Source organism: Belnapia sp. F-4-1 (assembly GCF_000802185.1).
In the GTDB taxonomy this organism is placed as follows: Bacteria; Pseudomonadota; Alphaproteobacteria; order Acetobacterales; family Acetobacteraceae; genus Belnapia.
In genome coordinates this window covers 91501-113908 of sequence record NZ_KN676114.1, presented here as the reverse complement: position 1 = coordinate 113908, position 22408 = coordinate 91501, and the positions used below count along the sequence as shown (strand labels likewise).

The window sequence follows — 22408 nt, the reverse complement described above, 5'->3', positions numbered from 1 at the left end:
AGCGGGGTGGGACTTGGGGATGGACTGTGTGGGTTGCGGCTCCGCCGCGGTGACGGAGCGGCCGGAGCGCACGGCCCGGGGCTATCGCCGGTTCCGCTGCCGCGAGTGCGGCAAGGGGTTCAACGAGCGCTCCGGATCCCTGCTGAACCATGCCCAGTATCCTTCCGACGTCATCGCGCTCGTGGTGCTGTGGCGCCTGCGCTACCGGCTCACCTTGCGCGACCTGGCCGAGATGTTCCTCCAGCGCGGTATCGTGTTCAGCCATGAGGCGGTAATACCAAATCTCACTGATCAAAACCGATACGCCCAATCGCGCAGTCCGATGGACATGATAGTCCAGGGCTGCTCGACGAGGCGGTTCCAGGCGCGACAGCAATGGTCGACGATGTCGTCGTAGCAGCGGAATACGCGGTTCGAAAGCCAGTTGTCCCGCAGGAATTGCCAGGTGTTCTCGACCGGGTTCAATTCTGGACACTTGGGCGGCAGCGGGATGAGGGTGATGTTCGGCGGTACCTCGAGCCTGTCCGATAGGTGCCATCCGGCTTGGTCGAGCAGCAACACGGCATGCGCGTTCGGCGCCACAGCGGCAGCGATCTCGGCGAGATGCAGGCTCATGGCTGCGGTGTTGCAGTGGGGCAGGACGAGGCCTGCCGCCTTGCCCTCCTTGGGGCAGATGGCGCCGAAGATGTAGGTCGACGCCGTGCGCTGGTCATTTGGCGCCACGGGCCTGGTGCCGCGCCGGGCCCAGCGCCGGGTGATCTTGTTCTTCTGCCCCACTCTGGCCTCGTCGGCGAACCAGATCTCTATGGCGCTGGCGGCGACGCACTTCTCACGCGCAACTTCCTCCAGGCGGGCGGGGAAGGTTTTTTAAAATTCTCGATGGCGTCTTCCGCCTGCGCATGATGGCGAGGACGTGCCGAGAGCTTGCGGTAGCCAAGGGCCCGCACCTCGCGGCTCATGGTCTGCTTGGCGGCCGTGACCCGGTGCTCCTCCCACAGCCACTGGCAGAGATCGACCAGCCGCCACCGCACCACGCCATGGATGGCCGGTATCGGGCCGCTCTCGAGCACCGCCGCCAGAGCCGCACGATGCGTGCTGCTCAACCGCGATGCCTGGCCCGGCGCCTTACGGTCAATCAGCCCAGCCGGACCCTCGGCATTGAACCGAACAACCCAGTCCCGGACAATCTGCACCGTCACCCCGCCGATCCGGGCGGCCTCCGTGCGCGATGCGCCATCGTAAATGGCTGCCAAGGCCAACAGGCGACGTGCCTGGGCCGCATCCTTGGTCCGTCGAGCCGCACTACGGAGCCCAGCCGCGTCAAAGTCAGCTCGGAGTGGGATGGGCATGGCGAAGCTCCCTGTTCGCCACGTTGAATCAGAGCGCCGTCGTCCTGGGAATCCCCAGCGAGTCACGCTCTCCAAGACTTGGTATAAGGGACTGGGAGGCGAAGCTCGCGCCCGCCCTGGCCGATGAACTGTGCGGGCGCCGTCACGGCAGGCGCGGCACTCGCGGCCGCCGCTGGCATGTCGACGAAACCTACCTGAAGGTGCGGGGTCGCTGGTGCTATCTCTACCGGGCTGTCGACTGTGACGGCAACCTCGTCGACACCATGCTGAGCGAGCACCGCGACATAGCCGCGGCCCAGGCCTTCTTCCGCTCGGCCACGGCCGCCACCGGCGTGACGCCCGACCAGGTCACCACCGACGGGCACGGCTCTTACCCGCGGGCGATCCGCAGCACGCTCGGGCAGCGCGTCGTGCACCGGACCAGTGCATATAAGAATAACAGGCCGGAACAAGATCATCGGGGCGTTAAAGGGCGCATCCGATGTATGCGGGGCTTCAAGAGCTTCGCCTCGGCGGAGAGGTTCTGTCGCAGCCACGATGAGCTCCGCAACTTCCTCCCGCCTCCGCACCCGCCACAACCAGCCCGTCCCCGCGCCTGCTCCACCTCCGTCGCGCCACCATTGCGCTCGCTGTTCTCGAGGCGGCATAGAGCGAACGCGCCGTGCATCTCACGCCGCCAGGCTTGGCGCGAGTGCTGACAGAACCGTGTTGATCCCTGCAACACGCCCGCGCGGGCGTCCCTCGATGCTTAAGGGCTCACCCCTACGCCAGCCTACTCCACCGCAGCAAAACGGGCGACTCGTGCAACAAGATAGTTCCACGCCCCAATCGCTTGCACCCGCTCGACCGCCCGCCAATCAACGTAACAATGCCCAGTCACGCTTGCCGCCGCGCAATCAGCACCACGAAATCGCTTCCTATTTCACCTGCGGCCATCAATTCTTCTTCGCGGCAAAGAAGCTTATCGAGATAGGAAACCGCTTCCACCGAGTTCGGGTCGAAGTTGTGGCCGATGTCGGCAAGGGCCATCATAGCGAGGGTACCGCCGAGAGGGCGACGCTCAAGAATCTCAAACCTTTCGGAAATGAGGCGCTCGATGTCGGAGGACCGCACGGCCTCCGACGGATCGTAGGCGATCATTTCAGCGACCGTTGCGCGGCCCACGCTGTCCTTGATCGAGCCTCCAGTCATTACCCGGTAGCGCTCTGGGAGGGAGCGCACCCATGCTGTCATTTCTTCCAATTGTCGGTCGGTCCATTGAAACCGGTTTGGTCCGACGAACTCGTCAACATGGAAGAGGCCGCCGGGACGGAGGGCTGCATGCACGGAGTCAAAGACTGTCTCCAACCGGGAGAGGTGGTGCACGCCTTGATGCGCGACGACAAGGTCGAGGCCCTTCTCGTCTAGACCAACGCGCTCCAGATCGCGGACAGCATAGTCAAGACCTTCAAGGCCCTCGCTAGCCGCCACCATGCGGGCGGTGTTAATCGCATCCGGCGCGAGGTCATAACCGGTGCAACGGGAAATCAACCCTCTCCGAACCAGATCCCGCTCCACGGCCCCTGCGCCGCAGCAGAGCGATACGGCCCGCGGAACAGGCAATGCTCCGTCCGCCGCAAGGATGTTGCTGCGCAGGAGCCAGTAGCCGTCGTGTTCCGGATTTCCTGTTGCCCTTCTGTTCATTGCTGCCTTCACCACCGGGTGGGAAAGTGGGAAGCGCGACCATTGCTCCGCCTCGGTTGGGGGGAGGGCACCGCCCCAGACCTCGGCGACCCGCTCAATGCGCTGGGCATCGTTTTGGGGTTCGAGGGCTTGATCGGCAGATGTCCCACTGAGCTGTGTAAAGGCAGCCTCTGCAGGAGCGCGCACCGGCTCGTCGAGTACACGCCGGAGCGCCTGCCGAAAGTGGTCGGCGCCGTGTTCACGACTTATACGCCCCCCCGCCGCGTCTCGCATGCTCGTCCATGCCGATGCATCTCCGTACAGGGCAACGACTTCGCGGGCGAGTGCTTCAGGATCGTCCTCAGCCACCATTTCAACGCCCGCGTCGAAGCTCATCTGGCGCGCCATCAAACGCGTGCCTGCGCAGGGCAAGCCGGCCGCTGTGGCTTCCAAGATCTTTATCGGGACGCCCGCAGCAAAGCGGATTGGTGCGACGAAAATGCGGGCAGCATCATACAAAGGCCCAAGGTCATCGACAGAGCCGAGAAGGCGAACCCCTGGCTGGAGAAGTTCCTCGTGTTCCTGATGAACGCGACCTGCGACGGTAAGGGTGACCCCAGGCAACGCTTCGCGGACCGCCGGCCAACACTCCCGAATGAACCACAAGAGGCCGTCCCAGTTCGGGGCTGTTTTCTCCAGCAGGCGTCCTACGAAAAGAAAACCATGACGTGCGTCGAAGCCCGGCGCCCCGACCCGGGCCGTTGTCGGATGGCTGAGGACGCAAATCGGCACTGGCGCGGTTTCCGGCAAGTGTTCACGGAAGACCTTCGCCTCCTCCTCGGAAACGCACACCACGGCGTCCGACCCTGCGCAGAGTGCTAGTTCGGAGCGGATCAGCCCGTCGGCTTCCTCCCGTGACAGGGGCGTGCCCAGGACCCTAGCCTGCTCAATCTCCCGCAACGAGAACAATGCTTCCGCGTCATAGATCACGCGTGTGCCGCTTTGCGCAAGGATGTCCGCCCCACCGGTCTGCTTCAAGGTGGCCATATTGTGAGGGCGGCTGACGAGAACCGCGTCGAAATAGCCCGCGCGCGCTGCGAGGAAGGAAGCCAATCCCGGGCTGCCGCCATTGACGACGATCTCAATCTCCCGCGGGATCTCGCGGCGTGTTGCGGCCCAGTCCACCTCTGCCTGGTTCGTTGGATAGAAAGTCACCGACCAACCCGCTGCAGCGATGGCGGCAAGAATCTCCCGGAGGCGCGGGAAGCCTGAGCCAAGCGAGTTCAGCGGGACGAAATCATCCATCACAAGGAGACGGCGGCGGGCGCGTGCCGGGGTAGCATGACGCCCGATGAGGACGTTGCCCGGCGCGGGCGGGAAATGATGAGTCAGGAGGCGAGTCGCGTGCCGATGGCGGAACGTCCTGCGGTTCCGCATCGAGAGTGCGACGGCGTCACCTCGCTTACCTTCGCTGCCGAACTCGAAGTGGTCTACGACCGCGTCCGGCTCGAAGACGGTGCGAAGGCCTATCTCGCGTAGCCGTAGGCAGTAGTCTACCTCCTCGTAGTAAGCGGGCGCGTAGATCTGGTCGAAGCCACCAAGCCGCTCCCAGGTAGCGCGCGGCGTGAGCAGGAAGGCGCCGGAGCAGTAATCCACGTCACGTTGGAACATCGCCTCGCCTGCTTCGGGCACCGCGTCGCGGGCATATCCTTGCGTGCTGCCATCCGACCAAATGATGGAGCCAGCCTCCTGAAGCTTCCCGTCCGGAAGCACGAGGCGGCCGCCTACGGCACCAATGTCGGGGGCGGAGCGTAGGGTTGCAACAGCGGCGCTGATCGCGTCAGGCCTGACGAAAGCGTCGCTGTTGAGGAGCAGGAGGTCGCGCCCTCGCGCAGCGGCAGCGGCACGATTCGTCGCCAGCAGAAATCCTTCGTTCACCTTGTTTCTGATGACCTGGATGCCCTCTACCTGAGCAAGTAGGGCGGCTGTCTCGTCCGTCGAGTCGTTATCGACGACGATCACTTCAAGTCGCTCTTGCGCGGCGAGCAGCGCTCGAAGGCAGCGGAGGGTAAAGTACGCCTTGTTCCAAACGGCAATGAGGACCGACACCTCAGGTTCGTTGAAGTGCTCGAAGCGAAGCTTTTCGCCGCTGGCGAGGAACTCGCGCAGCTCCTCGGCCGCGAAGCCGCCCAGCACCGCCTTGGCCTCAGGCGCAGCGTTGGGAGTGGGCACGGGCTGAGAGGATTCCAGCGGCTCTGGCGACACCGCGTCGGTCGGCTGGTGGTCCGAAACTGCTGTGCCATGAGTTTCTAATTGGAGCGGTCTGGCTTCGTCCGCAGGAGGAACAGGAGAGTGAAGTGTGGCAAGCGAGGCGGCCGCTGCACGCCGCGAGGCCAAACGGCTTGGAAGCTGCAGCGTGACTGTCCACCAAACGGCCTTTACCGCGCGGCGTGCGACGCGGCGCACTCCGGGGCTGTGCTCGAGCGCCTTGCGGATCGGTTGCGTGGCGCGCCAGGTTCCTGAGAAAAGAACTGTCTGGAGCTGCGCCTCGAGCCCTGGAACACGAGAAGCCATGGTCTGGAGCTGCGCCTCCAGCTCCGGGACGCGTGAGGCTATAACTTCCATCTCGCGAGCCCAGCGCGCTCCGGCTACCAAAGCCACTCTTCGCGCCTCGCTTTCGGCAGCAAGTACATCGATGAGTTCTTTCAGCCTTTGGGTTTCGGAAAGCGCCGCTACGAGCCCCTGCTCCGCTCGAAGTCGTCCCGTTTCAGCAGTCTCACGAGACTTCCGCGCTGCAGTTCGTTCTGCCGCCAGCGCCGCCGCCGTCGTCGCCGCTGTTGTCGCTGCTGCCGCTGCCGCTGCCGCGCGCCCGGCGATTTCCGCCTCCAATTTCTGCGCGTATGCGTCGGCTTTATCGAGGGCCGCCGACAACTGCTCGTTCAGCTCGCGCTGAGTTCGCTGAGCCGCGAGCGCCGTCTCCGCCGCAGCACGGTCGCGCTCGGTGATTTCCGCTTCCAGTTTCCGCACGTATGCGGCGGCTTCATCAAGGGCCGTTGATCGCTGCTTACTCAATTCGCGTAGCGCCGGTATTTCGGTCAGCAAGACCTCGATCGCGCTGGTTTCGACAAACAGGCTATTCGGGAGGTCGTGCTCGGAGACGTCTGACGCAAGCGCGACAAGGTATACAGGACGCGGTAGTCCGTCGTTCGCTTCGAAACGTGTCCCGCGCCGCTCAAAGGTGAGATGACCGTTCGTTCCCTGACCCTCGGAGATAAGGGCCGAGCCGACTACAGTTCTCTGTCCTTGAATTTGGATGTGGCGAAAGTGCCGACCGAGAAGCGTGGCGAATTCCTGCCGTGTCAGCTCATGGATGTGGAAGGGATTCGGCGGTGTGCCAGCGGGAGAGTATACGTCTCGCTCGGGCGAGCTGATAAGCAGCTGTCCCCCCGGTCGAAGAACGCGGCGGATCTCGGACAGGAAACGCTCGTGCTCGTAAAAATGCTCAATCGTTTCGAACGAGACGACGAGGTCTACGCTCGCATCTTGTACCGGTAGGACGCGGGCATCTCCTTCGACGAAGCGGAGGTTTGGAGCACGGTACGACCGCGCGGCATGGGCAACAGAGGCAGGATCGAGTTCTACGCCGACAACCGACCGCGCGGTCTGGGCAATGAACGCGCTGCCGTAGCCTTCGCCGGAGGCGACGTCGAGGACATCCAAGCCACGGGCGAGCTGGCGCGCGAGCAGGTAACGATGAAGGTGCTCGATCTCAACTTGCGCACCCGCCCCTCCGGTCAGCCGTTCACCAGTCCACTCCAGAGAGATCTCGGGCACGACCTGCTCAAACAACTCACCCATTTTTACGCCTTTACTAGATAACATCGAGGCTGATGCAATTTTGGACAGTTCGGGAGGCAAGCTGCGGACTACCCTGTCGGTAGGTGATCGGCCCCCATCGGGTGGTCCGCTGTGAATGTTAGTTCAGCGTTGGCCTGGGCGCCACGACCTGTGTGGATGGCGGCGCCAGCCGGCGTAGCGCGGCGGGCCAGGCAGCGAAGGTAGGCAGCACCACCTCCGGTGCGGGCGGCCTGAAGCCGAGCGATGCGTGTGGGCGGACGGTGTTGTAGTGCTCGCGCCAGCTCTCAATCACCACCTCGGCCTCCCGCAGGCTGTAGAAGATCTCGCCATCCAGCAATTCGTCGCGCAGACGCGCGTTGAACGACTCCACATAGCCGTTCTTCTCTAATCGTGGGCACGTGCGTCAAGCAGTGGTGCTGTCGCGCGTGGGTTTCACGCTTCTCTTCGGGGTCGGCGCACCGGCCGCCCCAGGATGGGGTTCTAAAGGGGGGGGGCGGGACCAATCTCCCTTACGCGCCCTCGGCACCCAGGGATGCCCGGAGCAGGAACGGCTTCGTCCTCGCTTCACCCTCGTCCCCACGGGGACACCACTCCGCGACGCGCGCGGATCTCGTTGGAGCGGCTGGTCCGATTACGCGGCGGCGGCCCTCCCGAGCGGCTGGAACGTGGTCCCGTCGGACCACATGCGGTGCAGGACCACAGCCAGGCGACGCGCGAGCGCCACACGGGCCTTCTGCAGACCACGACGCTGCGCGATCGCCAGGGCCCAACTGCGCAGAGCCGAGGGCTTGCTCGCGTGCACCAGCATGCTGGTGGCAGCCTCGTATAGGGCGTGCCTGGTGAGGACGTCCCCGGTCTTGGCAATCGCACCCGAGCGGTCTGTCTCGCCTGACTGGTACCGGCGTGGTGTCAGGCCGAAGTGGGCCCCCACGTCCTTGGAGCGGGTGAACCGGTCGGCCCTGTCGACCGTGGCCCGGAAGGCCAGTGCCGTGATCGGTCCCACCCCCGGCACTGTCATCAGCCTGCGACAGACCTCCTCCTCTCGGACAGCCTGCAGCACCAGGCGATGCAGAACGTCTCGCTGCGCCAGGAGTGCGGCTTGGACCACCAGCACGGGCTCGATGACCTGCAGCAGCTTGGGCTGGTCAGCGAGCAGCTCGCGGATGCGGCCCGCGAACCCGGCGCGACCGACACGCCCGATCCGGATCCCAAAGCCGCGCAGTGTGCCGCGGATCTCGGCCTCGACGTCGATCAGCTTGCTCACAAGCAGGCGGCGCTGGGTCAGCAGCAGGCGCCACTCCTGGGCCTGCCGCGTCTTGACGTGCACGGCGCGGAACCATCCCGTGCGCATGAGCTGGGCGATTCCACGCGCATCGCCGCGGTCGGTCTTGACCGGCATCGCCCCAATCACCGCCTTGGTATGGCGTGTCTCGATGCAGATGGCAGGCAGGCCTGAGGCCATCAGCCCGGCGTAGAGCCACTGCGAGAGCGGGCCCGCCTCCAGGCCGAGCCGTGCGACGGAAACACCTGCCCGACAAAGGCAGGCTGCGATCGCGGCCGGATCGGTGTCTACTTTCGTCTCGCAGACAACCTGGCCAGCGCCGTCGAGGACGCACAGGCTCGTCTGGTCCAGAGAGACGTCGAGGCCAACATAGTGCTGGTTCATCCTGGAAGCCTTTCGGGTGAGTGGAGCAGTCCGGAGAGGTTGCCCGCCTCCAGACCGATTACGCCATCTCCCACGGGCTGCCGGGCTCGATGAACAGCGTCATCACCCCGACCCGGCCAAGCCAGCCACCGACCTCCTTCGCCACGAACTCCGGCCCGTTGTCAGAGCGAATGTATCCGGGCGGTCCGCGCTCGACGAATAGATCTGTCAATGCCTGCAACACATCATCCGAGCTGAGCCGCCGCGCCACCACGATCGCCAGGCATTCGCGCGTGTACTCGTCAATCACCGTCAGCATGCGGAACCGCCGCCCGTTATGCGTCCGGTCCTGTACAAAGTCGTAGGCCCAGACGTGCCCCGGCCAGCATGGCCGCAGCCGTACGCAGAAGCCGTCGTTCAGCCACAGACGACCACGCTTCGGCTGTCGTCGCGGCACCTTCAGCCTCTCCCGCCGCCAGATCCGCTCCACGCGTTTGGCGTTCACCCGCCAGCCCTCGGCCCGCAGCAACGCAGTGATCCGGCGGTAGCCGTAGCGGCCATACTCCGCCGCCAGGGCAACCGTCGCCTCGGTCAGCGCGGTCTCATCGGACCGCACCATCCGCGCCTTGCGCTGCGTCGAGCGCGACTGGCCCAGCGCGCGACACGCGCGGCGCTCGGACACCCCGAGCACCGTCCGCACATGTCGCACCCCCGCTCGACGGCGCTCAGGGCCTAGTAGTTTCCCTCCGCCTGCGGCGCATGCGCCGCAGCCTTCAGGATCTGCTTGTCGAGCGTCAACTCCGCCACCGCCCGCTTCAGCCGCACGTTCTCCCGCTCAAGGTCTCTCAGTCGGCGCGCCTGGTCCACCTTCAGGCCACCATACTCGGATCGCCAGCGGTAGAACGTCGCCTCCGAGACCTCGAGCCCTCGGCAGATCCCCCACCGTCCGGCCCTGCGCCAATTCCACCTTAGCCTGCCGCAACAGACCAATGATCTGCTCCGCCGCGTGACGCTTCCTCGGCATCCCTGCCTCCTTCCAAGGAGGCCAACTCTCTCATCCAGGCCGGATCCCAGTCAGGGGGAAAGGTCATCGTCGGTCAGATCACTTGGGTAGCGCAGCTTGTTGTGGTCGTATTTCGACCGGTTCTCGGACGTCCACATGCACACTCTTCTTCCAGCAATCGCCGCCGGGAGCCAGTCACAACCGATTCAAATCACTCGATCTGTTCCCGGATGGACGCTGAGGGGCGACCTCGCGGTTGGGCCCATGCGCTACCCAAGAGTCCGCTGCTCCACGGCGAGAGGCGGCTGGGCCGACTCGATCAGGATAGGTGGTTTGACAGATCCACCGCCACCTCGCCGATGACGGATCTCATACCAAATCCCGCTGATCAGAACCCATGCAGTAAAGCGGCTCCGCCGAGGCCGGAGCGGGCTACGTCGGGACGGTCCTCTGCCGCCGATAGGTTGGGATCAACGGGACATGGTATCAGCCAGCGATGGACTGGATCGTGGCGGTACCGGCCATGCCAGGCCATCTCGACTGGGAAGGTCCCGAGGTCCACCGGTGATGGCAGGACCTTCAGCCGGGGGTCATGCGCCAGCCGACGGCAGATCAGCTTGGGCAGTGTTGCGCAATAGTCGGTGACGGCCACCATCTCCGCGACGGCGAAGAAGTTGGTGACGGAGATGGCGACCTCTCGCTTGAGCTGCTGCTGTGCGAGGACCTGGAAGAGTCCGGCCCGCATGCGGCCGGATGGCACGACGTTGACATGCTTGAGCCGCTCGAACTGATCGCGGCTGATGCTGTAGTCTATCTCAGGATGATCGGCCCGAACGACGCAAGCCAGTCCCTCATTCATCAGATGCTGCACGATGAGGTTGTCGGGCGGATCGACGATGCGGCCGAGCACCAAGGCAGTAGTCCCGGAAGTGACTCCGGTCTCCGCCAGGTCGTTGCTGAATGGGGTGAGGCGCAGTCTGATACCGGGAGCGATCTGGCGTAGCCTCGCCACGATGGCGGGTACGAGCACGAACTCGACATAACCGTTGGGCGCGATGGTCAGCAGCCGCTCGGTTCTGGCGGGGTCGAACTCCTGCTGGCCGAGCACTGCGCCGTCCAGCCTCGCCAGCGCCTCGGCAACGTCGGGCGCCAGGTCTGAGGCGACTTGGGTCGGCTGGATGCCGTAGCGCTCGCGGACGAAGAGCTGGTCCCGCAGCATGACCCGCAGACGTGCGAGCGCGTTCGACAGCGCCGGCTGGGTCATGCCGAGGCGCTCCGCGGCGCGTGTGACGCTGCGCTCCTCCATCAAAGCGATGAAGATCGGAAGAAGGTTGAGGTCGTACCGCATGATTTATAATGCCAACGGCATATCTGAAATCAATACAATAAACTTCTGAAATATCTCGGCTGGCGCCAAAGTTGGCTTGTTCGCTGGGAATGCGGACATTGCAACGGAGGCAGTAATGACCAAGGGAACAGTGCTCGTGGCCGGCTCCAACGCCACCCGGATTGAGCTTCAAGGCGGCGGCTCGGTCGCGATCGGGCAATATCTCAACGAGACGGTCGTGCCGGCGATGGCCCTGATCGAGGCCGGCTACGCGGTCGTGCTCGCCACACCGGACGGGACCAAGCCGATGATCGACGAGGCGTCGGACTCGCCGCAGCACTTCGGAGGCGACGAGGCCGCCTATGCGCGAGCCAAGCAGTTCTACGCCGAGGATCCCTCGATGAACCAGGTGCGCACGTTACGCTCGGTGGTCGCGGAGGGGCTGGATGGCTATGCTGGCCTGTTCGTGCCCGGCGGCCATGCGCCTGTGGTCGACCTGATGCAAAGCGCCGAGCTGGGCACGATCCTACGCCACTTCCACGCGACCGGGAAGCCGACGGCGCTGCTGTGCCATGGCCCGGTCGCCGTCGCCGCGGCGATGCCGCGTGCCCGCGAGTTCCGTGCGGCGCTGATCGCCGGGGACAAGGCCAGGGCGGCCGAGTATGCCAAGGGCTGGGTCTATGCGGACTATCGGATGACCGTCTTCTCGGCCAGCGAGGAGAGGACCGCAGAGGGCGCGCTTCTGCACGGTAAGGTGTACTTCGACATGCCTGAGGCGCTGGAGGTGGCGGGGGGCAGAGTGACCAACAACCCGGTCGACTTCGCGCCCTATGTAGTTGTCGATCGCGACCTGATCACCGGTCAGAACCCGAGCTCGGATCATCATCTCGCCGCCCAAATGGTCGAGGCGCTCGACCGTCCGCTCGCCGATGCCGCAACACCCTGAGGCGGCACGCAGGCTACGAGCGTGAATGTTCGGCTTCTGCTTTAGTTTGAGAGGATCAGCCGCACGCCGAGGGCGGCCATGACCACTCCGAATACGGCGTCGATGCCTCGGCGAATGCGGCGGAAGAGACGCGCGACGTAACCGGCTGAAAGCACCCAGGCGAGCGCGCAGTGCCAAAGCATGGAAAGCAAGACAGCGCCTGCCACCGCCGCGGCCGCGAGACCGGCCGTGATATCAGGACCGAGGAAAAGACTTGAGAGGGATACCCAGAACACGCCAGCTTTGGGATTGAGTAGCATTAGGCCGAAACCTCGCCAGAAGCTGGTACCATCTGTGGATGCAGCCTGGACCACTTCGGCGCGGGCGGGGTTGCGGAGAACTGTCCAAAGAGCGGAGAGGCCGAGGAAGAGCAGGAAGGCTCCGCCGCTGATTTTCAAGGCGGTGGCGAGGGAGGGATGTTGGGCGGCAAGCGCAGAAACGCCAAAGACTGCCGCGCAGGCCCAGGCTGCTTCGCCAGCCGCGAGCCCTATCGCTATGCGAAGGGCACGGCGGCGACCTTCGCGCAGGGCTGTGCCGGCGACGAGGGCGAAGCTCGGGCCTGGACTGATGAGGGCGAGGAAGAAAGCTGCCCAGAAGGTGGCGAGGAGTGCGAGGTTCGACATGCTGAAAGCTACCTTGGACTAAGCATAGTTGCTATTGCCTCGACGCGGCTTGCTACAGTGAGGAGGAAGTGCTGCAACCGAAAGCCTGGCAGGTTAACGATGCCCCTTCGACGTCCTCATCACCTCCTTGCCGAACAGCGGCTGCATCACCTTAAGGTCACTTTGGCAGTCACAAGCGATTCAGTCCGGCAGGAAACCGCTCCAGCCAATCGGCAGTCTAAAATCTGATGGGCCGGATAATTGCCAGTCGCTGGGATTGATGCAGCAAAGCTAAGGCTGACGCATTGATGGCGATGCGGAATCCCCGGCGCGTCGGTCGCCGCACGACCTGCAGCGCGATTAGTTCCCCAGGTGCTCGCCTCGTGGACCGACGAATTTTCAAAAGGCTACCTCGACGGGAAGCGTCTCGTGAGCCAGGAAATGGCCAGCCGGTTCAGCTCGTCCGGCTTTTCCTCCGGTGTCCAATGCCAGCAATCGGCGACAACGTGCTTCTCGAGGTCTGGCACGTGGGCATCCATGCCGTTTGCCATACTCGGACGGAGAACCACGTCATGGGCAGCCGACACCATCATGGACGGCACGCGGACGGTCTGGTCGGTGCCAAGCCCCGCCTGCCAGTTCCTCGACAGGTTGCGGTACCAGTTGATGGCCGGCGTGAAGCCGGTGCGCTCGAAATGGCTGGCGTAGAAATTCAACTCCTGCACGCTCAGCACGTTCGCGCCAGGAAAGCTTTCCGGCGGGGGCCGTCCGTAATACTCCATGTGTGCGACTGCCGAGGGCAGCCTATTCCATTCGGCGGATGTCATGAGATTTTTGCGGAAGGCGTTTCGCAGCGCACCGCGTGGATTCCGGTCCATTGCCTCGTCTGCCATACTGCCGTCCTGAAACATCAGGACGTACATGTCGGGGCTGTAGACCCGCCGCATCTGTGAGACTGGATCGACCATCGGATCGGCGACGAAGGTCAGGCCGCTGGGCTGCGCAGCCTTGACGAGGTCGGGATGCAACCACAGCATCCAGTGGGGGATGTGCGGTGTGTTGACGCCGATCACCCCGGCGACGCGCTCCCCGTAGAGGAGCGCCATCTGCCAGGCAAGCAGTCCTCCCCAGTCATGTCCCATGAAGACCGCTTTCTCGATGCCGAGTGCGTCGAGCAGGCCGACGAGGTCCCCCGTCAGGTGAGCGATGTCGTAATCCTCGACTGCCGTTGGCGTGTCGCTCCATCCGTAGCCGCGCAGATCGGGGGCGATGACGCGGTAGCCCGCGGTGGCGAGAGCCGGAATCTGGTGGCGCCACGTGAACGCCAGCCCCGGAAAGCCGTGCAGCAGAACGACGGGTGGGCCGGAACCCGCCTCGTAAACTGCCAGATTGATGCCGTTGGTCCTGACCATGCGCATGCCGGGCATGACCGCCGTTTGCGCGGCGGCGGGCAGCACGGCGGCCGCGGCAGCTGCGACGGAGCCGAAGAGCAGCGCCCTGCGGGAAGGACCGGTTGCGCTTCTCGTGCCATCGGCATCGGGCGCAGACGATCGGATGCCATCCTCGGCACTGGCGGATGGAAGCATATCCTTGCGCATCACAGTGCCTCCAAGGTCAGAACCTCGCCACCGATCTGCTTCAGGCGGGCGAAGTAAGCGGCGGGATCGAGCAATTGGTAGGGGAAGTAGAGCCCGGCTGGCGTGGGCGGGTTGCCGTCGAGCCCGACAAGCCGTTCGAGGAGCATGGCGACCCCGAGCCCGGTCAGCGGCGCCGAACCCTTGGGGTGGACGACCGCGTGGCGGGTGAGTAGCGGCTGGCCCGCATGATCTTCTCCAACGAGCTCGATGATGATTTCGGTCGACATCGGCTCGCCGCGGCGGCGAGAGGAACTGACCCCGCTCGAGATGTTGAACTGGACGCTCGGCGCGCCGGTCGCCGTCGCCAGCCCGACGACGTCGATCGACGAGAAGCCGGAGGCGTCCATCCAGGTGCCGTCCACGGCGCGGAACGCGGCCTTCGCATCCTCGCCGGCGCGCCAGATGTAGTGGCTGTCGCGGCGTGTGAGCGCGGCGGGCAAGGTGCTGTTCAGGCGCTCGAAGTCTTCGGCAACCGCCGGACCACCGGTATCCTGCTCGTCGACCAGAGCACCGATGGTGATGTCGCGGACCCGGCCGAACGCCTTGGCGAACTCAAGCGTCGGGATCGTCGTGGCGCCCACAAGCCATTCGTAGCCAAGGACGACCGGTGCGGCGCCAGGCTTGTGCATGAAGGCCGCAATTTCGGGAGCGATCTCGTAGATGCCGGACGAGATGCTGAGGTGCGGGACTCCGCGCGCCTGCGCGAAGTGGAGCCCCACGACCCGATCGTCGGGAAAGAGGACGGCGACGGCACTGACTGGTTGGGCCCGGAGGCCAAGGTCGGCGGCGGCTAGGTCAAGCACCGCACCGTCCGCATTGCCGAGCCGAGCCGCGGCTTCCCTGGCTTTGGCAAGGTCACGGCCGCCTATCAGCAGCGGCAGGTCGGGATGGGCGTCGCGCAGGAACCGTGTGGTCCAGCGACCGATGGCGCCGGAGCCTCCCATGAGCAGGATGGGAGCTGATGACATTGCAAGCCTCCTTGTTTCGGGCTATTAACCTACCTTTAGTAGGGAAGCTAACTTGGCTACCGTTGGTAGGTTCCGCAAGGCGGCCGGTGAAGTGAAGAAGGATCCGCGAGAGGGAGACGGGCACGGGACGCCGCGCAGGCTCTCGAAGGACCAGCGGCGGCGTCAGCTGCTCGACACGGCGCTGCTGATCGTCAGGGAGGAGGGTGCGGACCGGCTGACGCTGGGGCACTTGGCCGCTCGCGCCGGTATCTCCAAACCAGTGGCCTACGACCATTTCGGCACCCGGTCGGGCCTGCTGATCGAGCTCTACCGATGGATCGACGTCGAGCGGGTGAATGCGTTTCGGGACGCGATGGCCATCGGTAAGCGGAGCTTCAAGGAGTGCGTCACAGCCCTGGCGGCCGCCTACATCCATTGTGCGGCCGACAAGACCGACGAGTTCCACGCGGTGGGCGCCGCGTTGGCGGGCAGCGAGGAGAAAGCCAAGGTCTTCCAGGAGCTACTCGACAACTCCGTCCGGATGTTCGTATCGGTCCTGCAGCCTCACAGCACCCTGCCGGCTGCCGAGCTGGAGCGCCGCTGCATCGGCCTGGTCGGCGCGGGCGAGGCGCTTTCGGCCGCGTTGGTGCGTGGCAACCTTGACGAGGCAGAAGCTGCCGGCGTCTTCGCATCGTTGATCGAGGGCGGATTGCGCGCACGCGCGGGATGAGGCAGGCGTCGTGCCGAGCATGCTTCAGTCAGGGTGGCTGTTCCCGCGTTCCTCGGCTGGACAAGGACAGTAGGCCCCACGGCGCCTCCACTGCTGCACATGATCCAGACAGCTACAGGCTAGCGGATGCGCTGACGGCAAGCCGTTCCGCTACCTTCCGCGCCGTAGCCTCGCGCTGCGCGGTGATCGCACTGACACTTTCCCGCATCGCGGCCACGATCTCGGGAGGCGCGCTGGCCGGCGTGCCCGCGTCGAACGGCGGTTCCGGCGCATAAACCATGCTGAGCTGGATGGCTTGCGCTGCCGCATCTCCGCGCAACTCCGCCACCAGCCGCAGCGCGCCGTCAATGCCGGCGGTCACGCCCGCGGCAAACACCCAGTTGCCGTCCACTACCACCCGCTCATCCACCGGGAAGGCGCCGAAATACGGGAGCAAGTGGAAGGAAGCCCAATGGGTCGTTGCGCGCCGCCTCTTCAGGAGCCCTGCCGCGCCGCAAATCAGCGCGCCGGTGCAGACCGAGAAGATGCTGTGTGCCCCTTCCGCCTGCTGACTAATCCAGCCCAGCACCTCCTGGTCCTCCATCAGCACTTCCTGCCCGAAGCCGCCGGGGATGTGCAGCACGTCGAGCTGCGGCGCATCGGCGATCGCCCCGTCAGGGCTGATGCGCAGCCCCTTCACGTCGCGGATCATGCCATCGGTCTTTCCGTAAAGCCGGTAGGTGGAGTTCGGGATGCGCGCCAACACTTCGAACGGACCGGTCAGGTCGATCTGATCGATGCCGTCGAAGATCAGCGAGCCGATGTTGAGGTGGCGGTCGGGGTCGATCATGTGTGGAGGTCCATGGCCGGGGTTGTGTGACGCACCGCGTTGCGGCGGAAGCGGTCGCGGTAATTGCCCGGCGAGGCGCCGAGCTGACGAATGAAGGCGCGGCGCATCGTTTCCTCGGTGCCGAAGCCGCAGCTCTCGACAACGGCGGCCAATTCGCCGCGCCCGGCCTCTAGCCGCTGCCTCGCCGCTTCGACGCGCATGCGCTCGAGGAAGCGAGCCGGCGTTAAGCCGGTCTCCTCGCGGAAGACGCGGGCGAACTGCCGCGGGCTGAGGCAGGCGCGCCCGGCCATCGCCTCGACCGAGAGCGGACGGTGCAGGTTTTCGGCGAGCCAGGCGATCAGCGCGCCGAACCGAGACCCGCCTTGGCTCTGCGTGGCTAGCACGCTGCTGAACTGCTTCTGGTCGCCAGGGCGGCGGAGGAAGAGCACCAGTTCCCGTGCGACCGCCAGCGCCAGCGCATGGCGGTGATCTTCCTCGACGAGTGCCAGCACGAGGTCCATGCCCGCCGTCACCCCGGCGGAGGTCCAAACATGGCCATCGCGGATGAAGATTGGCTCCGGGTCCACCTGCAGGCCGGGATGGCGCCGCGAGAGTTCCGCGCAGAAGCGCCAGTGGGTAGTCACTCGCCGTCCGTCGAGTAAGCCGGCAGCGGCAAGGATGAAGGTTCCCGTGCAGACACCGACGAGGCGTTCTGCCTTTGGTGCGAGGTGCCGCACCAACTTTTGCAAGCGCGGGTCGCTGGTACGTTCCCTCGCACCCTCCCCGCCAACCACGATGAGTGTGTCGAGCGCCTCCAGGCCGAGGAGAGAGGCTTCGCTCGCCATCGGCGAGAAGGCGAGGCCGGCCGAGGTTTGCACGAGACCTGGCCCGGCCACCACGTGGCAGGCGATGTCGTAGAGCGGCACGGGCACGGGCTGTCCCTGTCCCGCCGCGTGCAGCCTGCCTGCCTGCGCCAGCACCTCCGCAGGGCCAACCAGATCCAGCAACTGTACTGGGGCCACGCCGAGGATGACGACGCGGCGAGGTGCGGGGGTGGCTCTTTCCATGCGGGCCATGCTGATGGGGCGCTGCCGTGGCAGCAATGCCAATTTCCCCAACAATCCTGCCACCGTAGCCACGGCAGGATCAGTGGGAACAACGTCATTGCGGCTGTTCCCAGCCCGAAGCAGGTACCGCGCGACCTCACGTGGAGGGATTCACGAACGACTGTCTGATTGCACGCTCGATGACCACGTCTCGCTCAACGGAAAAGCGTTGCTCGGTGAGGCGCTCAAGCGCGGAGCCACCATTTGGCATGTCACGGCCGTCCTCGCCTCGGGTGCCGTATCGGTCGCCGTCCAGTGCTTGGTCTGCCTGCATCCGCTCCAGCACGCCAAGGAAGCCCTCGGCGCCGGGCTCAGTCGCGCTCGACACCGGGCCGCGTCCCAGCCAAGGTGCCCCCAGGAGAGCGGCTGTCTTGCGGCCGGACAAGCGAGGCCTCTCAGGCATCAGCAGGTTCTTCAGCAGGTGGCTGGGCGGGTGCGGTCTGTCGTCGCCCCCACATGCGGCTGAACTCATAGTGTCCGAGGCCGCTACTGGTCTCGCCAACGCCGCAACCCGCCCTGCCCTCAGGGTTTGAGTCTGGCAGTAGCGGGAGGCGTGGATGGATGAGCGGACGATCGGTTAGGCCAGGCAGGGTGGACGCTGTGAGTGGCCTTTGGCGGCCCTTCGGCATCGGCGTCCTGACCGGGCTGCGCAGCATGTCGGCCGTGGCGGCGCTGAGCTGGGCAACTTCGCTCGGACGCATAAGGGCAGGATGGATGCCGCTCGGCCCCGGGGCGCGCAGGCTTACTACGCTGGCGGCGTTGGCCGAAATGGCGGGTGACAAGATGCCCTTCGCGCCTGATCGCCGCATCGCGCCCTCCTTCCTCCTGCGTCTCGCCCTCGGCGCGGCCGGCGGCTCGGTGCTGGCCGGGCGCGGCGTGCCGAGGATGGAGGGCGCCATGGCCGGCATCGCCGGCGCCGTGGCTGGCACCCTGCTCGGCCGCGCAGCGCGAGGTGCCGGCACCCGATCCGGTGGTGACTGGGCGCGCGGCCTCACCGAGGATGCTGTGGCGGCTGGCCTTGCCGTGGCGCTGGTCCGGTCATTGGCGCGGCCGAGCTGAGCCAGGGCAAGGTTGCTGGCCGTTGCTGGTGCAGGGGCGGCGGCACAGGCCGCTGCTGGGATAACGCGGGCGGAGGAGCTGGTGATGGAGGAGGCGCCAGAAATCCGCGTGGCGCCGCAAGGCGATGGCGACGGCGCATCCGGGGCGACGGCCGCCTTTCCCTATGACCGCATGACCATCGAGCGCTTCCGTGAGGCCTTCCCGCGCGCGCGCTGGCGCGACGACCTGAACGCTTGGTTCGTGCCCGGCGCGCGGGCGGAGCGCCGCCTGACGGCCTGGATAGGCCGCGAGTGGTCGGGCGTCCTGGCCCATGCCGACCAGCGTGGCCGCGACGCCTTAGCCTTCGACCCGATCTACAGCCCCTACCTGGAAGTCGCCGATGGCTTCGTGACGTACTTCGGGAAGAGCGCCATAGGGCTGCGTCCCTTGAGCGTGCAAGGGCGACGCGTCGCGCCAAGACGCCGTGAACGGCGCTTGACAATCGGCAGACTCTTCCGAGCAATCGCTTGTCTCGATCGTCTGCACTTGAACGCAGACCGGTTTTCCCTTGTAAAACTGGTCGCCACCCTCGGGCCTAACCCTTTGCCTAGTCCGATGCATGATGGCGGCGCAATCCGTTTTCCCTTGTAAAACTGCGCTTGTGAGGTCGAACACATCCCTGCATTTTCGGACAGGGGATCTTTCAAAGGGGGTACTCATGCGCACGAAGGCAACTGCAGGCGGCCGGGTGCTTCTCATCGCCAGCCCTAAGGGCGGCGTTGGAAAGAGTAGCATGTGCCGCAACATTCTTGTGGCCGCCGCGATTGCAGGTGCGCGGGTGCAAGGGGTCGACCTAGACGCACAGCAAACTCTAGTTAAATGGCACCAGCGCCGGGAACTTGTGCGGAAGACCTATCCCGAGACGCCGGAAGTACCGGTCGTCGGTCTTGCGCTTTCGGACTGGCGGGCAGCTCTGCGCGAAGCTCCCCGGTTCGACCTGACCGTCATCGACACACCGCCCAGCATTGAGGTGCAGTATGGGGCTGCGGTTGCCCTATGTCAGGCCGCGCATCACGTCTTGGTCCCGACTGGCGCGACGCAAGACGATGTCGATAGCGTAACACCTTGGATGCGCACACTGACCGAGGCTGGGGTTCCAGCAAGCTTCGTGCTCAACAAGGCAAACCGTCGCGTCAAAAGCTACGAGGCTGTACGCACCAAGCTCCTCAAAGCTGGCGCGCTTTGTCCGGTGGAGATCCCGATGCTCGAGGACATCCACGTCAGCGCCGGGAAAGGGCTTGCCGTTCTGGATCTTTCCAACAAGAAGACAAATGAAACCTTTGAAGCGCTGTGGGCGTATGTTTCCCGCGCCGCCGGTATGAAAGTCTCCGTCGAGGCACCCGCCGCATGAAGACTGCTCGCGCTCGCGGCTTTTCCCGCCGCGCCATGCTCCAGGTTGATACGGATGCCGACCTGTCTGCGATGAACCTGTCCGACAAGCGGCAGATTGAGATGGCCCCGCTCGTCCATGTTGATGAAGCGCTGCTCGCAACATTACAGGACATCTTTGCCGGCACCGGCCTGATGAGTGACCAGCGCAAAGTCCGTGCAGTGATCACCCTTCGCGGTCAAGTCGACGTCGCTTGGCAGCAAACCCGTGACGCCTTCCTCGAAATCGGTAGGGCGCTGAACGAGGTAGACGCTGTATTGGATGAAACCGAGCAAGAGAGCCTCAAACGAGGCTTTCGCAAGCTTTTTCCGTTTTCTGAAACGGTAGCGAGCCAGTTTCGGGTAATCGCTCGCGCCGTCGATGCAGGCCATATTACTAAGGAGGTGCTGCCCGGTAGCTACGGGACCGCTTATCAGATGGCGCTGCTGAACAGTGAGCAACGTCGGATCGCGGAAAAGGAAGGTTTGATTCGGCCTACCGTCAGCCGCAACGCGTTGATCGAGTTCCGCAAGCTGCACGACGGTGTGGTCCCACGCATGTCCCGGGGACCAGACCCCGCCAAGATGCGAGCGGAGTTGGGACGTCTTGAGCGGTCAGAGGCGAAGCTTGCGCGAGCATTGGATAGTGTACGTAAGCGGATCCGTGAGATTCGTGAGTTGTTGGCTTTGAAGGATGAGGATTGACTAGGCGCTCAGGTCGCTGGGTCACAGACGACGCTCCAGGTTTCGCCGGTGGCTTGCGCCCACGTAGTCCGATCCGTCCCACGCCAGCGCTGCCTGTCGCTTCTGCAGACATCATGCTGTGGGGCACGGCATAGTCTCAAGTGCAAGGCAATAGCAGCAGTGAGGGCGGGAAGATCGTCCGGGCTCGATTCTCGACGGGTGGGGCAATCACTCACCGGCCCCAGGATCCACAGATCGGTTATGGATCCCGGGGCAAATACTCATCCATTTGGGGCAACGGCTCACCGAATCGGTGTTATCCACAGGGCATCCGCTCACCTCTTCAACTAGATTCAAGTTCTACTACTTCCAACTAGTCCGGTGAGTGATTGCCCCGTTGACCTGGCCTGCTCAGGTCGTCTTCCTGGTCGACGATGGCGCTGCGAAAGATCAAGTCCATGAGCGATGACGAGGAGCCCGACTATGGCGTCCGGCGCCTTGTGCTCGTGCACGGCCGGGATCAAGCCAGGCAGATGGTGGAGCCAGAGCGAAAGAAGCTTGTGGACATCGCTGCCGAAGTCATGGGCGATGACGCCGGCAAGATAGGCATCACTTACACCGGCTTTTGCCTTACTGCCCTCCCGCACAAGCGTCTGCCCGACGATGAGGTTTGGAAAAAGGTTGGCCATCGGGTGACCCTCCTGGTGCAGCCAGGGCACATGAAAATCGGTCGTGGGCAACCTCGCTTGTTTGGCGTCCCCTACGGTGCCCGCGCTCGCATGATCCTCCTTTATCTGCAGACAGAAGCCGTTCGAACAGGCGGACGGGAAATCGAGCTTGGCCGGTCTATGCGCGATTGGCTCGGCCGAATGGGCATGACACATGGGGGCACGACCGGAAAGATCCTGCGAGAGCAAGCCACCCGTATCGCCGCATGCTCCCTTCGCTTTTTTTGGGAAGGTGAAGACACCAGCGGGTTTGATAAAGGCGGGTTCGTTCGCTCTGGTCTCCGTTTTCATCTGAATGGAGATGGAGAGCAGGATGATCTTTGGCAGGACCGCGTCGTCTTGGACGAGGTGTTCTACGAAGCTCTCCAGAAACATCCGGTCCCGCTTAGGGAAGCGGCTTTGAGGCAGCTTTCGGATCGCTCGACAAGCCTCGATCTCTACATCTGGCTGGCCTATCGGCTGCAGTCCCTCTCGAAGGCTACTCCCATCCGGTGGGGTGCCCTGCGTGAGCAGTTCGGGAGCGGCTACGCCAAAATTGGCGCGTTCAAGCGCGACTTCATTAAGGCGCTTGCACCTGCCATTGCCGCTTATCCTGAGGCGAACGTCCGCCTTGCGGATGAGGGGGTCGTGCTGCATCCCTCGCCACCGCCGGTAGCAAAACGCATCGTTGCCATCCCAACCCTGCCTAACCGCAAAATCGGGTGAGTGATTGCCCCATCCGGGCCGGTGAGTGATTGCCCCACAGGCGAGACCGCGGACGATCGCAGGAAGCTATCTACCGCTGGCTGTGATGCCGACCCTTCAGATTGGGACAACATTGGTCTTCGGTATCGCAGACTTTGAAGCCTGCAGCGTCCGGTTGAGGTTCACG

Annotated in this window: 18 protein-coding genes and 2 pseudogenes; 8 read left to right on the top strand and 12 right to left on the bottom strand. The window is 64.5% G+C overall.

All coding sequences use genetic code 11. From position 1 onward, the window contains the following. Positions 1–291: 291 nt before the first annotated feature. Positions 292–1349, bottom strand: a protein-coding gene (locus LH62_RS29650; protein ID WP_369796837.1) for an IS630 family transposase whose coding sequence is annotated in 2 segments (ribosomal slippage) — positions 292–863 and positions 863–1349 — 1059 coding nt in all. Because the reading frame shifts where the segments join, the coding sequence is not laid out codon by codon here. On the opposite strand from LH62_RS29650, the gene LH62_RS32795 reads away from it, so the two are divergent. Further along, positions 1268–2047, top strand: a complete 780-nt coding sequence (locus LH62_RS32795; RefSeq protein WP_369796836.1) for an IS6 family transposase — start codon at positions 1268–1270, stop codon at positions 2045–2047. The genes LH62_RS29650 and LH62_RS32795 overlap by 82 nt on opposite strands. A 178-nt stretch (positions 2048–2225) precedes the next feature. Here LH62_RS32795 and LH62_RS29640 read toward each other — a convergent pair whose 3' ends face one another. From LH62_RS29640 to LH62_RS26040, 5 genes and pseudogenes are all read right to left on the bottom strand, one after another. Beyond that, on the bottom strand, positions 2226–6869 hold the full coding sequence (locus LH62_RS29640; RefSeq protein WP_160299900.1) for a methyltransferase domain-containing protein: 4644 nt from the start codon (positions 6867–6869) through the stop codon (positions 2226–2228). Between the two features lie 118 nt (positions 6870–6987). Continuing rightward, positions 6988–7251, bottom strand: a pseudogene (locus LH62_RS26055) (transposase); the annotation flags it as partial. A gap of 249 nt (positions 7252–7500) precedes the next feature. Continuing rightward, positions 7501–8535, bottom strand: a complete 1035-nt coding sequence (locus LH62_RS26050; protein ID WP_043366656.1) for an IS110 family transposase — start codon at positions 8533–8535, stop codon at positions 7501–7503. Between the two features lie 67 nt (positions 8536–8602). Further along, positions 8603–9538, bottom strand: a pseudogene (locus LH62_RS26045) (IS3 family transposase); the annotation flags it as partial. Positions 9539–9905: 367 nt separating this feature from the next. Next, positions 9906–10865, bottom strand: coding sequence for a LysR family transcriptional regulator (locus LH62_RS26040; RefSeq protein ID WP_043366715.1), 960 nt, complete (start codon positions 10863–10865; stop codon positions 9906–9908). 115 nt (positions 10866–10980) lie between these two features. Here LH62_RS26040 and LH62_RS26035 point away from each other — a divergent pair, with 115 nt between their 5' ends. After that, positions 10981–11790: a type 1 glutamine amidotransferase domain-containing protein gene (locus LH62_RS26035; protein WP_043366713.1), complete on the top strand. Its 810-nt coding sequence runs from the start codon at positions 10981–10983 to the stop codon at positions 11788–11790. A 41-nt stretch (positions 11791–11831) separates the two neighbouring features. Here LH62_RS26035 and LH62_RS29630 read toward each other — a convergent pair whose 3' ends face one another. The 3 genes from LH62_RS29630 to LH62_RS26025 all read right to left on the bottom strand — a co-directional run bounded on the left by LH62_RS29630 (position 11832) and on the right by LH62_RS26025 (position 15036). Next, positions 11832–12452, bottom strand: coding sequence for a LysE family translocator (locus LH62_RS29630; protein WP_082012928.1), 621 nt, complete (start codon positions 12450–12452; stop codon positions 11832–11834). A gap of 386 nt (positions 12453–12838) precedes the next feature. Beyond that, positions 12839–14029 (bottom strand): alpha/beta fold hydrolase, encoded by a 1191-nt coding sequence (locus LH62_RS26030; RefSeq protein ID WP_052215079.1) that lies wholly within the window; start codon positions 14027–14029, stop codon positions 12839–12841. Continuing rightward, complete coding sequence (locus LH62_RS26025; protein WP_043366712.1) at positions 14029–15036, bottom strand: hypothetical protein; 1008 nt, start codon at positions 15034–15036, stop codon at positions 14029–14031. Before LH62_RS26025 ends, LH62_RS26030 begins: the two co-directional genes overlap by 1 nt. Positions 15037–15127: 91 nt before the next feature. Between LH62_RS26025 and LH62_RS26020 the strand changes: the two genes are divergently transcribed. Then, positions 15128–15745: a TetR/AcrR family transcriptional regulator gene (locus tag LH62_RS26020; protein ID WP_236552700.1), complete on the top strand. Its 618-nt coding sequence runs from the start codon at positions 15128–15130 to the stop codon at positions 15743–15745. A 112-nt stretch (positions 15746–15857) separates the two neighbouring features. Here the strand turns inward: LH62_RS26020 and LH62_RS26015 are convergent, their stop codons facing one another. The 3 genes from LH62_RS26015 to LH62_RS26005 all read right to left on the bottom strand — a co-directional run bounded on the left by LH62_RS26015 (position 15858) and on the right by LH62_RS26005 (position 17987). Next, positions 15858–16574, bottom strand: a complete 717-nt coding sequence (locus LH62_RS26015; RefSeq protein ID WP_043366711.1) for a DJ-1/PfpI family protein — start codon at positions 16572–16574, stop codon at positions 15858–15860. Next, positions 16571–17620, bottom strand: a complete 1050-nt coding sequence (locus LH62_RS26010) for a GlxA family transcriptional regulator (RefSeq protein WP_052215102.1) — start codon at positions 17618–17620, stop codon at positions 16571–16573. Before LH62_RS26010 ends, LH62_RS26015 begins: the two co-directional genes overlap by 4 nt. Positions 17621–17756: 136 nt before the next feature. Beyond that, complete coding sequence (locus tag LH62_RS26005) at positions 17757–17987, bottom strand: hypothetical protein (RefSeq protein ID WP_043366710.1); 231 nt, start codon at positions 17985–17987, stop codon at positions 17757–17759. Between the two features lie 263 nt (positions 17988–18250). On the opposite strand from LH62_RS26005, the gene LH62_RS26000 reads away from it, so the two are divergent. The 5 genes from LH62_RS26000 to LH62_RS25980 all read left to right on the top strand — a co-directional run bounded on the left by LH62_RS26000 (position 18251) and on the right by LH62_RS25980 (position 22242). Beyond that, the gene (locus tag LH62_RS26000; protein WP_201445662.1) at positions 18251–18718 is read left to right on the top strand and encodes a hypothetical protein; all 468 of its coding nucleotides are present in this window, start codon (positions 18251–18253) and stop codon (positions 18716–18718) included. Positions 18719–18802: 84 nt separating this feature from the next. Continuing rightward, on the top strand, positions 18803–19348 hold the full coding sequence (locus tag LH62_RS31665; protein WP_201445661.1) for a hypothetical protein: 546 nt from the start codon (positions 18803–18805) through the stop codon (positions 19346–19348). Between the two features lie 67 nt (positions 19349–19415). Next, positions 19416–20108 (top strand): ParA family protein, encoded by a 693-nt coding sequence (locus LH62_RS29625; protein WP_082012927.1) that lies wholly within the window; start codon positions 19416–19418, stop codon positions 20106–20108. Beyond that, positions 20105–20830, top strand: a complete 726-nt coding sequence (locus LH62_RS25985) for a hypothetical protein (RefSeq protein ID WP_043366708.1) — start codon at positions 20105–20107, stop codon at positions 20828–20830. The genes LH62_RS29625 and LH62_RS25985 overlap by 4 nt, the downstream gene beginning before the upstream one ends. A 437-nt stretch (positions 20831–21267) precedes the next feature. Continuing rightward, positions 21268–22242: a replication protein RepA gene (locus tag LH62_RS25980; protein WP_043366793.1), complete on the top strand. Its 975-nt coding sequence runs from the start codon at positions 21268–21270 to the stop codon at positions 22240–22242. Positions 22243–22408: the final 166 nt, after the last annotated feature.